This is a genomic window from Pseudomonas lalucatii, assembly GCF_018398425.1.
Taxonomy (GTDB): Bacteria; Pseudomonadota; Gammaproteobacteria; order Pseudomonadales; family Pseudomonadaceae; genus Aquipseudomonas; species Aquipseudomonas lalucatii.
This window is the reverse complement of record NZ_JADPMV010000001.1, coordinates 97481-110796: the sequence shown is the minus strand read 5'-3', so window position 1 is coordinate 110796 and position 13316 is coordinate 97481. Positions and strand designations below refer to the sequence as shown.

Here is a 13316-nt window from a genome sequence, read left to right as displayed (position 1 = left end):
GCGCGGCCGCTCGGCCGGCCGCGCCTGAATTAACTGGACTGCCGCCGGCGCGCCCGAGGCACAGGCCCGCGCCGGCTATTGGCCAGCCTGGAAGCGGCGCAGTTGCGCCAGCAGCGCCTGCAGCGGGTGGGCCAGCGCCTGCTGGTCCAGGCGCTTGACCTGGCTGCGGCAGGAATAGCCGCTGGCCAGCAGGCGCCCTGCCCCGGCCCCGGCCTGCACCCGGGGCGCCCAGGACAGCCGGTAGATGGCCCGGGACGTGGCCAGGTTGCGGCGCTCGTGGCCATAGGTGCCGGCCATGCCGCAGCAGCCGCTGGGCGGCTGCTCCAGGCCCAGGCCGCAACGCCGGAACAGCTCGGCCCACAGGGCGCTGGCGGCCGGCGCGTTGCTCTTCTCGGTGCAGTGGTCGAGCAGCTGGTAGGTCTCGCCGCCGTCGCCGGCCCAGGCCGGCGTGGCGGGCAGCACCCGGGCCAGCCATTCCTGGGGCAGGGCCACGTTCGGGCAGGCCTCGGCGCCGAGCAGCTTGGGGTATTCCTGGCGGTAGACCAGGGTCATGGCCGGGTCCAGACCGACCAGGGGCACGCCCTGCTCGGCCAGGGCGCGCAGCCGGGCGGCGCTGCGCCGGGCCACCCTGGCGAAGGCGCCGAGAAAGCCCTGCACCTGCAGCGGCTTGCCGTTGGCGGCGTAGGGCGCCAGGTAGACGGCGTAGCCCAGGCGGCCGATCAGCTCGATCCAGTCGGCCAGCAGCGGCGTCTCGAAGTAGCGGGTGAAGGCGTCCTGCACCAGCACCACGCTGCGCCGACGCTGCTCCGCGGTCAGGGCCGCCAGCGCCGCCGGGGTGGCCGTGCGCACCCGCCAGCGGGCCAGCACCGGGGCGAGGTCCAGGCGGCTGAACGGCGGGCTGTCGACCAGCCCGGCGCGCTGCAGCAGGTGGCGCACGGGCCGCGCCGCCAGCAGCGCGTTGTACAGGCCCGGCACGCGGGCCAGGTACGGCAGGCTGAATTCCAGGGAGCCGATCAGGTAGTCCTTGGCCGGGCGCAGGTAGCGGCCGTGGTACAGCTCGAGAAAGCGTGCGCGGAACTCCGGCACGTCGACCTTGACCGGGCACTGCCCGGCGCAGGACTTGCACGCCAGGCAGCCGGCCATGGCGTCGTAGACCTCGTGGGAGAAATCCGCCTGGTCGCGGCTGCGCCCCTGGCTGTTGCGCAGCCGCCGCCACAGCCCAGGCCCCCGGCCGGCGCGGATGGCCTCGGCGCTGGCCAGCACGTCGACGCCCTGCTCGCCCTGCAGGCGCAGCCATTCGCGGATCAGCGCGGCGCGGCCCTTGGGCGACTGCTCGCGCCGGCGCGTGGCCTTCCACGAGGGGCACATGGCGTCGTCGGGGTCGTGGTTGTAGCAGGCACCGTTGCCGTTGCAGTGCAGCCCGCCCTGGTAGCTGCGCCAGATGCGCGCATCGATCTGCCGGTCGAACTCGCCGCGCAGCGGCACCTCATCGACTGCCAGCAGGTGCGCGTCGGCGCCCAGGGGCGTGGCGATCTTGCCCGGATTGAGCTGGTTGTGCGGGTCGAACGCCGCCTTCAGCGCCTGCAGCGCCGGGTACAGCTCGCCGAAGAACTGCGGCGCGTAGGCCGAGCGCAGGCCCTTGCCGTGCTCGCCCCAGAGCAGCCCGCCGTACTTGCGGGTGAGCGCCGCCACGGCATCGCTGAGCGGCCGCACCAGGGCGGCCTGGGCGGCATCCTTCATGTCCAGGGCCGGGCGCACGTGCAGCACGCCGGCATCGACGTGGCCGAACATGCCGTAGGCCAGGCCATGGCCGTCGAGCAGCGCGCGGAACTCGGCGATGAAGGCCGGCAGCCGCTCGGGCGGCACCGCGCAATCCTCGACGAAGGGCTGCGGCCGCGCCTCCCCCGCCACGTTGCCGAGCAGGCCCACGGCGCGCTTGCGCATGGCATAGACCCGCGCCACCGCCGCGGCGCCCCGGGCCAGGGTATGGCCCAGGCGCTCGACCGAGCGATCGATGCGCAGGTGCTCGATGAAGGCCGCGACCCGCTGCGCCAGCTCGTCCTCGTCGTCGCCACAGAACTCGATCAGGTTGATGCCCAGGGTCGGGCGCTGCGGGTCATCGGGAAAGTACTCGGCCACGCCATGCCAGACGATGTCCTGCATGGCCAGTTGCAGCACCCGCGAGTCCACCGTCTCGATCGACAGCGGCGCCCGGGCCATCAGCGCCCGGGCATCGCCCAGGGCGTCCATGAAGCTGGCGTAGCGCACGTTGAGCAGCAGGCTGTGGCGCGGAATCGGCAGCAGGTTGAGCTTGGCCTCCACCACCAGGCCGAGGGAGCCCTCGGCGCCGCACAGCAGGCTGTTGAGGTTGAAGCGGCCGTCCGCCTCGCGCAGGTGGGCCAGGTCGTAGCCGGTCAGGCAGCGGTTCAGCGGCGGGAAGCGCGCGGCGATCAGCGCGGCCTGCTCGTCGGCGATGGCGCGGGCGCAGCGGTACACGGCGCCGACGCGGTCGCCGCGGGCGCACGCGGCGGCCAGCTCGGCGGCGTCCAGCGCCCGGCTGTGCAGGGCCTCGCCGCCGAGCAGCAGGCTGTGCAGCTCCAGCACGTGGTCGCGGGTCTTGCCGTAGGTGCAGCTGCCCTGGCCGCTGGCGTCGGTGTTGATCATGCCGCCCAGGGTGGCGCGGCTGGAGGTGGACAGCTCCGGGGCGAAGAACAGCCCGTGGGGCCGGAGCGCGGCATTGAGCTGGTCCTTGACCACCCCGGCCTGCACCCGCGCCCAGCGCCCCGCGACATCGATCTCGAGGATGCGATTCATATGCCGCGACAGGTCCACCAGCAGGCCGTCGCTCAGGGACTGGCCGTTGGTGCCGGTGCCGCCGCCGCGCGGGGTCAGGGTCACCTGGCGAAAGCGCGCCTCGCCGGCCAGCCGCGCCAGGCGTTGCACGTCCGCCGCGTCGCGGGGGAACACCGCGGCCTGGGGCAGGCGCTGGTAGATCGAGTTGTCGGTGGCCAGCACGGTGCGGGTGGCGTGATCGACGGCGATCTCACCCTGGAAGCCGGCGGCCACCAGGGCTTCGAGAAACTCGCGATAGCGCGCGGCTGGCGGTGCCGGTGGCGGCAGGCGGGCGATCATCGGCTCAGCCCAGCCGCGCCAGACAATGCTCGAAGAGGTCGAAGCCCTCGTCGAGAATCGCCCGCTCGGTGGTCAGCGGCGCCAGCAGGCGGATGATGTGCCGGTGCTGGCCGCTGGGCATCAGCAGCAGGCCCTGCTCGCGGGCAGCGGCCAGCAGGCTGGCCAGGCGCTCGCTGCCGGGGCCGCCCGTGGCGCTGCGCAGCTCGATGCCGCGCATGGCGCCGACCCCGCTCAGGCGGCCGATGGCAGCCGCCCAGGGCGCCTGCTGCCAGCTGGTGTAGCGGGCGAGGATGGTGCTTTCCTGCAGCTCGCCCCAGGTCGCCAGGTTGCTGTCGCTCATCGCCTCCAGGGTCGCCAGGGCGGCGGCGCAGGCGATCGGGTTGCCCGAGTAGGTGCCGCCGAGGCCGCCCTTGGGCAGCGCATCCATCAGTTCGCGGCGGCCGACCACCGCCGCCAGGGGCAGGCCGCCGGCCATGCTCTTGCCCAGCAGCAGCAGGTCCGGCTCGATGCCCAGGCGGCTGAAGGCGAAGCGCTGGCCGCTGCGGCCGAAGCCGGACTGGATCTCGTCGATGATCAGCAGGATGCCGTGGGCATCGCAGAAGCGCCGCAGGTCCTGGGCGAAGGCCGCATCCAGGGCCTGGAAGCCGCCCTCGCCCTGCACCGGCTCGACGATGAAGCAGGCCACCTCGGCGCGGTCGATCTCCACGCTGAACAGCCGCTCCATGGCCGCCAGGGCCTGTTCGCGGCTGACGCCGTTGTCGGCACTGGGGTACGGCAGGTGGTACACCGGCCCCGGCAGCACGCCGACCTTCTGCTTGTAGGGCGCCACCTTGCCGTTGAGGTTGAGGGTGGCCAGGGTGCGCCCGTGGAAGCCGCCGTCGAAGGCGATCACCGCCGTGCGCCCGGTCGCCGCGCGCACCAGCTTGAGTGCGTTCTCCGCCGCCTCGGCGCCGCTGTTGGTGAGCATGCCGGACAGCGGGTAGCTGACCGGCACGAAGCGCGCCAGGGCCTCCATCAGGCGGCCGTAGCCCTCGTGGGGCACGGCGTTGAAGGCCGAGTGGGTCAGCTTGCCGGCCTGCTCGCGTACCGCCGCGACGACCTGCGGGTGGCAGTGGCCCAGGTTGAGCACGCCGATGCCGCCGACGAAGTCGATATAGCGCTTGCCCGAGACGTCCCAGACCTCGGCGTTGCGGCCGTGGCTGAGGCTGATGGGGTGGACGATGCCCAGGGCATTGCTGATCGGCGCCTGGCTCATGGGCGGGCTCCCGCGGCGCGGTCGCGGCGGCAGGTCGATGGGCGTTGGCTGGCATTCTCGCGGGCAGGCATGGGGCGTCCTCTTGGCCGGTTGGGCGGGGCCACTATGAAAGCGAGAGAGGAAGCCGGCCTACAAACGAAAAAAAACGCGTCAGTTATTCCTTTTTTTCCGAGTCAGCGCCGCCCGGGCACGGCTCAGCGGCCGGCGGCGCCGTACTCGCGACGCACCTGCTCCTCGATCCAACGGACGAAGGCGCGGATCTTCGGCACCTCGGCGGCGTGCTCGGCGTAGGCGAGAAAGTGCCGGCCGCTGCTGGCCAGGGGGTGGTCCCAGGGAATCACCAGCTTGCCCTCGGCCAGTTCGTCCTCCACCAGAAAGCGCGGCACCAGCGCCACGCCGCAGCCGGACTGGGCGGCGCGGATGCACATGTAGAAGGTCTCGAAGCGCGGGCCGTGGTAGCTGTGCTCGGTCTGCAGGCCCTGGGCCTGGAACCACTCGTGCCAGGCCTCGGGGCGCGAGGCGCACTGCAGCAGCACCCGCTCGCTGAGCTGCAGGGCGCTGACCAGCGGCTCGGCGGGAAGGATGTCCGGGGCGCACACCGGCACCATCTGCTCGCCGAACAGCTCGATGCATTCGGCCCCCGGCCAGGTGCCCTGGCCGAAGAAGAACACCACGTCGGCCCGCGCCTGGACCAGGTCGAAGGGTTCCAGTTCGTTGCGGATATCCAGGTGGATGTTCGGGTTGGCCGCGCCGAAGCCCTTGAGGTGCGGGATCAGCCAGCGCGCGCCGAAGGTCGGTTGGGTGGCCACCTTGAGCACCTCGGTCTCGCCGCCGTAGGAGAGGATGTAGTGGGTGGACATCTCCACCTGCTTGAGGATCTTGTTCACCTCGGTCAGGTACAGCGAGCCGGCCGGGGTCAGCTGCAGGCGCCGGCGGATGCGGCGGAACAGCAGGTGCTGGAGCATCTCCTCGAGCTGCGCCACCTGCTTGCTCACCGCGCTCTGGGTGAGGAACAGCTCCTCGGCCGCGCGGGTGAAGCTCAGGTGGCGCGCCACCGCCTCGAAGCACTGCAGGGCGGCCATGGACGGCATCAGGCGTTTGGACATGGGAAATCTCGCGAAGGCTGAGGGCGGCGAATGGGCCAATCGATGAATCCAAGGAATGACATGGCGAATAATGCTCGCTTGCTGCCCTCCAGGCGGAGGATTAATACTGACCCCGAGCATAATTTTCAACCACGACCAGATACAGGAGAGAGCCATGGTTGACGGACTTCTGAGCCGCCTCGGGGTTAGCGCCCACGCAGTGGAGAATGGCAACTACCCGGTACACACCCCGATCGACGGCAGCCAGATCGCTTCGGTCAGCCTCGAGGACCGCGCCGCCGTGCAGGCCAAGATCGCCCGCGCCGAGCAGGCCTTCCTGGCCTGGCGCAGCGTGCCGGCGCCGCGCCGTGGCGAGCTGATCCGCCTGTTCGGCGAGGTGCTGCGCAAGCACAAGGCCGACCTCGGCGAGCTGGTGTCCTGGGAAGCCGGCAAGATCACCCAGGAAGGCCTGGGCGAAGTGCAGGAGATGATCGACATCTGCGACTTCGCCGTCGGCCTGTCGCGCCAGCTCTACGGCCTGACCATCGCCTCCGAGCGTCCGGGCCACCACATGCGCGAGACCTGGCAGCCGCTCGGCGTGGTCGGCGTCATCAGCGCCTTCAACTTCCCGGTGGCGGTCTGGGCCTGGAACACCACCCTGGCCCTGGTCTGCGGCGACGCGGTGCTGTGGAAGCCGTCGGAGAAGACCCCGCTGACCGCCCTGGCCTGCCAGGCACTGTTCGAGCAGGCGCTGGCCGCCTTCGGCGACGCCCCCGAGGGCCTCAGCCAGCTGATCATCGGCGACCGCGAAGCCGGCGACGCCCTGGTGGAAGACCCGCGCGTGGCGCTGATCAGCGCCACCGGCAGCACCCGCATGGGCCGCGAGGTGGCGCCCAAGGTGGCGGCGCGCTTCGCCCGCAGCATCCTCGAGCTGGGCGGCAACAACGCCATGATCCTGGCCCCCAGCGCCGACCTGGACATGGCCGTGCGGGCCATCCTGTTCGGTGCGGTCGGCACCGCCGGCCAGCGCTGCACCACCCTGCGCCGGCTGATCGCCCACGAGTCGGTCAAGGACGAGATCGTCGCCCGCCTCAAGGTCGCCTACAGCAAGGTGCGCATCGGCCACCCGCTGCAGGGCAACCTGGTCGGCCCGCTGATCGACAAGCACAGCTTCGAGGCCATGCAGGCGGCGCTGGACAAGGCCCGCGCCGAGGGCGGCCAGGTGTTCGGCGGCGAGCGTCAGCTGGCCGAGCAGTTCCCGAACGCCTACTACGTCAGCCCGGCCATCGTCGAGATGCCGGCGCAGAGCGAGGTGGTGCGCCACGAGACCTTCGCGCCGATCCTCTACGTGATGAGCTACAGCGACTTCGACCAGGCCCTGCGCCTGAACAACGAGGTCCCCCAGGGCCTGTCGTCGTGCATCTTCACCACCGATATGCGCGAGGCCGAGCAGTTCCAGAGTGCCGCCGGCAGCGACTGCGGCATCGCCAACGTCAACATCGGCACCAGCGGTGCGGAGATCGGCGGCGCCTTCGGCGGCGAGAAGGAGACCGGCGGCGGCCGCGAGTCCGGCTCCGATGCCTGGAAGGCCTACATGCGCCGGCAGACCAACACGGTCAACTACTCCCGCGAGTTGCCGCTGGCCCAGGGCATCGTGTTCGACTGACACGCGCCAGGCCGGAACGAAAAAGCCCCGAGGCTGCAAGGCCTCGGGGCTTTTTCATGGGCGCCCCCCTGGCAGGGAGCGCTTGGTGTGCACGGCCTGAACGGCCCCCTACTGCTCGGCTGTCGCCTGCTCCAGCTGCAGCCACAGCGGCGGCGCACCGGCCGACTTCTCGATCACCGCCAGGCGCGCGGCATGCTCGGCCAGTTCTTCCTCGCTGGCGCGGATCACCGGGGTGCGGGTGCGCTCGGCCGGCAGGCGGCGGATCGGGGTGGGCTGCCGGCGACCGCTGCTGTCGCCTTCGGAGCCATCGCCGGCCAGGGACAGGTGGGTCTGCCCGCCGGTCATCGCCAGGTAGACGTCGGCGAGAATCTCGGCGTCGAGCAAGGCGCCGTGCAGGTCGCGGCCGGAGTTGTCGACGTCGTAGCGCTTGCACAGTGCGTCGAGGTTGTTGCGCTGGCCCGGGTGGCGCTCGCGGGCCATCAGCAGGGTATCGAGGATCGCGCAGTGGTCAGCGATCTCCGCGCGATCCTGCTGCCCCAGCAGGGCGAACTCGTTGTTGATGAAGCCCACGTCGAACGCCGCGTTGTGGATGATCAGCTGGGCGCCCTTGATGAACTCGAAGAACTCCTCGGCGACGTCCTTGAAGCGCGGCTTGTCCTGCAGGAACTCGTTGGTGATGCCGTGCACCGCGATGGCGCCTTCGTCGATCTCGCGGTCCGGCTGCAGGTAGACGTGGAAATGCCGGCCGGTCAGGCGCCGGCCTTCCAGTTCGACGCAGCCGATCTCGATGATGCGGTGGCCATCGGTGACCGGCATGCCGGTGGTTTCGGTATCCAGAACGATGCTACGCACGCTTCAAGCCCCTCACTTCTTCGACGCCACGGTTGGCCAGCAGGTCGGCCCGCTCGTTGCCCGGATGGCCGGTATGGCCGCGCACCCACTGCCAGGTCACGTTGTGGCGATTGACCTGCTCATCCAGCTGCTGCCACAGGTCGGCATTCTTCACCGGCTGCTTGGCGGCGGTCTTCCAGCCGCGTTTCTTCCAGTTCGGCATCCAGTCCTGAATGCCCTGCATGACGTACTGCGAATCGGTGACCAGGCGCACCTCGCAGGCCCGCTTGAGCTCGGCCAGGGCACGAATCGCCGCAGTCAGTTCCATGCGGTTGTTGGTGGTCTCGGCCTCGCCGCCCCACAGCTCCTTCTCCACGCCCTTGAAAACCAGCAACGCCCCCCAGCCACCGATGCCCGGATTGCCCTTGCAGGCGCCATCGGTGTAAATCTCGACTTGTTCAGACATGCACAGCCTTTCTCTCGGTAAATGTCGCCCGGCAGGCTCTGGGGCCGCTGGTCTAGCGCTGTTCGGAATCGCGCCGGCTGACCTTGGCCACCGGCATGGGCACCAGCTTGCCCATGGGCGCGCGCTGGCTCTGGCGCAATGGCCGCAGGCCGACCACCAGCTTGCGCGCCACCAGCAGGTAGAAGCCGCCGCCGGGCACTTGCCAGGCATCGCCCCAGGCCTCCAGCGGCGCCAGGCGCGCCTGCCAGGCACGCGAAGCAAGCGGCGGACGATAGCATCCGAAGCGGCGTTTCTCCAGCGCGAAGCCCAGCAGGTGCAGCCAGTCGCAGACCCGGGTCGGTGCGATGCAGCGGGCCTGGCGCAGGGCGTCGCGGCTGAACAGGTGGCGCACGCCCCAGGCGCTCATGGGGTTGATGCCGATCACCACCAGGTGCCCCCCGGGCCTGACGCTGCGCGCCGCCTCGCGCAGCAGGCCGTGGGGCGACAGGCTGAAGTCCAGGCCATGCTGCAGCAGCACCAGGTCCGCCGCGTGCTCGCCGAGCGGCCAGGCCTGCTCCTCGCAGACGATCTCCACGCCCTTGAACGGCGCGCCGAGGCGCACGCTGCGCTGGATCTGGGTGGCGCCCGGGACCGCCTGGGCCGATGGGCCGTAATGCACCAGGTAACCGCCGAAGAAGCGCGCCAGCTCGTCCTCCAGCAGGCGCCGCTCCTCGACCAGCAGCAGCTGGCCATAGGGGCCGTTGAACCAATTACGTGCCTTGCCGATCAGCGAGAGCCAGTCGGCATCGGCCTGAGCGAAAGGATGATCGGACATAAGGTTTGCCTGCGTAGCCGTCAGTGCCATTGAGGCCTAAGATGCACCTTTGTGAACCGCTTAGCGACCCACACCATGATCAAGATCGACGCCCTCCCCGCCTTTACCGACAACTATATCTGGTTGCTGCAAGACGCCGCGACACGCCGCTGCGCGGTCGTCGACCCCGGCGACGCGGCGCCGGTGCTGGCCTGGCTGGCCGAGCACCCGGACTGGCAACTGAGCGACATCCTGGTCACCCACCACCACCATGACCATGTCGGCGGCGTGGAGCGACTGAAAGCGACGAGCGGTGCCCGCGTGCTCGGCCCGGCCAAGGAGCAGATTCCCGCCCGCGACCTGGCCCTGAGCGAAGGCGACCGGGTCGAGGTGCTCGGCCACAGCTTCGCCATCCTCGAGGTCCCCGGCCACACCCTCGGCCATATCGCCTACTACCAGGCCGAGCAGCACTGGCTGTTCTGCGGCGACACCCTGTTCGCCGCCGGCTGCGGTCGCCTGTTCGAAGGCACTCCGCAGCAGATGCATGACTCGCTCAGCCGCCTGGCGGCGCTGCCCGCCGCGACCCGGGTGTACTGCACCCATGAGTACACCCTGAGCAACCTGCGCTTCGCCCAGGCGGTCGAGCCGGACAACCCGCAGGTCGCCCAGCGCCTGGAACAGGTCGCGGCCTGGCGCCAGGCCGGGCGCATCAGCCTCCCGTCCAGCCTGGCCCTGGAACAGGCCACCAACCCCTTCCTGCGCAGCGGCGAGGCCTCGGTGCAGGCCCGCATCGACACGCGCGAAGGCCACCGGGCACGCTCGCCCAGCGAGGTCTTCGCCAGCCTGCGCGCCTGGAAGGACGGCTTCTAAAAGCTCGACGCGCGCGCAAAAGGTTCGCCGCGAACTTGACCCTGGCGGGCGGGGGTTTCTAGAATCCCCCGCTCTTTTGCCTGGGAAGTGCGCGCCGACCAATGCCTTTATCACCACGCAAGACCTTGATTTCAAAGGCATTGGCACGAAGCGCCACGGCGCTGGTGGTGATGTTCTCGCTGCTCCTGGCCGGTTGCCAGGGCCGCGGCGGCATCGACGACCCGGGCCTGGACACCGACCGGGCGATCGGTCTGGAGCGGGAGCCCGAATGGTTGACCCCCGACATCCAGCCCGCCGAGCCGGAAGACATCTGGGAGCGGGTCCGCGACGGCTATCAGCTGCAGGACGAGATCGGCATCAACCCGCGCATCGAGCAGCAGCGCCTGTGGTTCGTCAGCAACCCCTCCTTCGTCGAGAAGGTCGGCGAGCGCAGCAGCCCCTATATCCATTACATCGTCGAGCGCCTGGAAGAGCGCGGCATGCCGATGGAGCTGGCGCTGCTGCCGATGATCGAGAGCGCCTACAACCCCTTCGCCTATTCGCCGGCCGACGCCGTCGGCCTGTGGCAGTTCATCCCCTCCACCGGCCGCCACTTCAACCTGCGCCAGACCAGCTGGTACGACGGCCGCCGCGACGTGCTGGCCTCGACCAACGCGGCGATGAACTACCTGTCGCGCCTGCACCAGATGTTCAACGGCGACTGGCTGCTGGCCCTGGCCGCCTACAATGCCGGCGAAGGCCGGGTCAGCCGCGCCATCGAGCGCAACCAGCAGCTCGGCCTGCCGACCGACTACTGGAACCTGGCGCTGCCGAACGAGACGCGCAACTACGTGCCCAAGCTGCTCGCCCTGTCCCAGGTGATCATGAGCCCGCAGGCCTATGGCGTCAGCCTCGGCCCCATCGCCAACGAGCCCTACTTCGAGAAGGTCGAGCTCAAGCAGCGCATGGACCTGTCGCGCGTGGCGGCCATGGCCGATCTCGACGAGGACGAGCTGTTCCAGCTCAACCCGGCCTTCAAGCGGCGCATCACCCTGGACGGCCCGCAGCACCTGCTGGTGCCGACCGACAAGGCGGAGATGCTCACCGCCAACCTGGCCCTGATCAAGCCCCAGGAGCTGGTCGACTGGCAGCAGTATCGCGTGCGCTCCGGCGACAGCCTGCACGCCATCGCCAATCGCCACCAGCTCACGGTACGCACCCTCAAGGAGATCAACCGCCTCAGCAGCAACCGCCTGCGCATCGGCCAGGTGCTGAGCATCCCCGCGCAACCGAGCAGCCAGGCGCAGCAAGCCGCGCCCGCGGCGCTCGCGGCGCTCGCCAGCAGTGCCGGCACGCCACGCAGCTACAAGGTGAAGAACGGCGACAGTCTCTGGCAGATCGCCAAGACCCACCGGGTTTCGGTCAAGGATGTGCAACGCTGGAACCGCCTCGCGGGCCACGACCTGCGCGCCGGCCAGACCCTCCGCCTGCAGGCGCCGGCCACCTCGGCCGGCACCACCGCGACCCTGTACCGGGTGCGCAAGGGCGACTCGCTGTACCTGATCGCCAAGCGCTTCAAGGTGCAGATGAAGCACCTGCAGCGCTGGAACCCGCGCACCGGCAGCGCGCTCAAGCCGGGCCAGACCCTGACCCTGCACCTGCCGCGCTGATCAGCCGCGCCGGCTCAGCGCCTCCAGGCAGCGCCCGGCGAGCAGGGCGAAACGCTGGAAGGCGACGAACTGCTCATGGCTCAGGGCCCGCCCGGATACCCGGCTGTCGGCGTAGAGCACACCTATCTCGCGCTTGCCTGCCAGCAACGGGGCGATGAAGAACATTCCCTGGCCAAGCTTCTCGCGCATTGCCTGGGTCACCAGGTCGCTGAGGCCATAGCTGGCCGGCACGCCCATCCACAGCGCCTCCCGGTGGCGCAGCACATAGCCGAAGATATGGCTCTGCGCGGCCGGATCGAACGGCAGCTCGAAGTCGCTCAGCCAGCCGGCGGTGCCCTCGCCGGTCACCCGCTTGGCGCGAAAACGACTCTGGCCGTCGGCCAGCACCGCCAGCATCACCCGCTCCAGCCCGGCACCGCGGTGCAGGCCCTCGAGCAGGGTATCGAGAATCGAGCCGACCTCACCGCGCCGCACCGCCATCTGCCCGAGTTCCTGCAGCGCCGCCTGCAGCAGCTGCAGGTCGGGCTGCAGCAGGCGCGCCCGGCGCTGTTCCTGCTGCAGGCGGATCTGCTCGGGGTCGGTGTTGGGAATCAGGCTGCAGAGCTTGCCGGCGCCGAAGGTGACGGCCACCCTGACCGCCTCTTCGGCACTGGCCAACACCTGCTGCATGGCCTCCTCCCGGGTCACCCCGACGAATGCGGCCAGCTGCCCCACCAGGCGTTCCATGGCCGGCGAGTCCCAGCCCTCCAGGGCGGCCTCGCTGATCCGCGTGCCGAGGTTGACCGCATACACCGCCGGATCGTTCTGGTTGGCGCTGCCATGGGCCAGACTGGCGATTTCGCCGAGATTCCAGGCCTTGACCAGGCCCTGGCTCAACTGGCGAAAGCTGGTGCCGAGCACGGCGCGCACCGCCGCCTCCTCATCGACGCCCGGCTGCGCCAGGGCGCCGGCCAGCTCATTTGCCTGCTCGCCACCGCCCCCCCAGAACGCCAGTTCGCCCAGGTGGAACAGCAGCGCGGCGATAAAGACTTCTTCCTGGTGCCGGGACAGCACGTAGCCGGCGATGTTGCGCGCCTGCACCGCGGCGTGAAAGGAACGAGCCAGCAACGCCTGCAACTGCTCGCGGGGTGCCCGGGTCAGCAGGCCGTCGATCAGGCTCACCGCCAGGCCGATCAGGCGCACGTTGTCGAAACCGATCAGCACGATGGCCCGCGAGATAGTCCGGATGCTTTCCTGCGAAGGGTTGTAGTATGCGCTGTTGCCGACACGCAGGACCTTGGAGGTGAGGGAGGCGTCGCGCAGCAGCACGTCGGCCAGCTGCTTGACCGAGGCGCTCTCCTCCTGCGCCAGGCGATGCAGGTCCTGCACCACCGCGGCCAGCGCGGGCAACTCCGCCTCGCTCAAGCGCTCTATCCACGACTGCAAACCATGGCTACGTGTATCCAAGTTCGAGGCCCCGCTATGAGTTGTCCAAGTGTCGTCGAAAGGCGTCCGCGTCCTGCCCTCAGGCCCGGTCTTTTTCCAGCGGATACAAGCTGTTACTGTACCGGACAAGAAGCCCAAAAGCCG

At 69.9% G+C, this 13316-nt stretch carries 10 protein-coding genes; 3 read left to right on the top strand and 7 right to left on the bottom strand.

The genetic code is table 11. The features are described 5' to 3' along the window. Positions 1 to 75 precede the first annotated feature (75 nt). From ydiJ to I0D00_RS00440, 3 genes are all read right to left on the bottom strand, one after another. Entirely contained in the window at positions 76 to 3132 is a 3057-nt protein-coding gene (gene ydiJ, locus I0D00_RS00450; RefSeq protein ID WP_213637799.1) for a D-2-hydroxyglutarate dehydrogenase YdiJ, read from the bottom strand. Between the two features lie 4 nt (positions 3133 to 3136). Further along, entirely contained in the window at positions 3137 to 4387 is a 1251-nt protein-coding gene (locus tag I0D00_RS00445) for a 2-aminoadipate transaminase (protein WP_213637798.1), read from the bottom strand. 194 nt (positions 4388 to 4581) lie between these two features. After that, positions 4582 to 5493, bottom strand: a complete 912-nt coding sequence (locus tag I0D00_RS00440; protein ID WP_213637797.1) for a LysR family transcriptional regulator — start codon at positions 5491 to 5493, stop codon at positions 4582 to 4584. Between the two features lie 154 nt (positions 5494 to 5647). Here I0D00_RS00440 and amaB point away from each other — a divergent pair, with 154 nt between their 5' ends. Then, positions 5648 to 7138, top strand: a complete 1491-nt coding sequence (amaB, locus tag I0D00_RS00435) for an L-piperidine-6-carboxylate dehydrogenase (RefSeq protein WP_213637796.1) — start codon at positions 5648 to 5650, stop codon at positions 7136 to 7138. Positions 7139 to 7246: 108 nt separating this feature from the next. Here amaB and dnaQ read toward each other — a convergent pair whose 3' ends face one another. From dnaQ to I0D00_RS00420, 3 genes are read right to left on the bottom strand one after another with little or no spacing between them, the layout of a single operon-like run. Next, a complete protein-coding gene (gene dnaQ / locus I0D00_RS00430) occupies positions 7247 to 7990 on the bottom strand; it encodes a DNA polymerase III subunit epsilon (RefSeq protein ID WP_213637795.1) in 744 nt (247 codons plus the stop codon). Next, on the bottom strand, positions 7983 to 8435 hold the full coding sequence (gene rnhA / locus I0D00_RS00425) for a ribonuclease HI (RefSeq protein WP_420850747.1): 453 nt from the start codon (positions 8433 to 8435) through the stop codon (positions 7983 to 7985). Before rnhA ends, dnaQ begins: the two co-directional genes overlap by 8 nt. Before the next feature lie 52 nt (positions 8436 to 8487). Further along, the gene (locus tag I0D00_RS00420; RefSeq protein WP_213637794.1) at positions 8488 to 9249 is read right to left on the bottom strand and encodes a class I SAM-dependent methyltransferase; all 762 of its coding nucleotides are present in this window, start codon (positions 9247 to 9249) and stop codon (positions 8488 to 8490) included. A 75-nt stretch (positions 9250 to 9324) separates the two neighbouring features. Here I0D00_RS00420 and gloB point away from each other — a divergent pair, with 75 nt between their 5' ends. Then, a complete protein-coding gene (gene gloB / locus I0D00_RS00415) occupies positions 9325 to 10098 on the top strand; it encodes a hydroxyacylglutathione hydrolase (RefSeq protein WP_213637793.1) in 774 nt (257 codons plus the stop codon). Between the two features lie 101 nt (positions 10099 to 10199). After that, on the top strand, positions 10200 to 11747 hold the full coding sequence (locus tag I0D00_RS00410; protein WP_213637792.1) for a lytic transglycosylase domain-containing protein: 1548 nt from the start codon (positions 10200 to 10202) through the stop codon (positions 11745 to 11747). Here I0D00_RS00410 and I0D00_RS00405 read toward each other — a convergent pair whose 3' ends face one another. Continuing rightward, complete coding sequence (locus I0D00_RS00405) at positions 11748 to 13193, bottom strand: HDOD domain-containing protein (protein WP_213637791.1); 1446 nt, start codon at positions 13191 to 13193, stop codon at positions 11748 to 11750. Between the last annotated feature and the right edge of the window lie 123 nt (positions 13194 to 13316).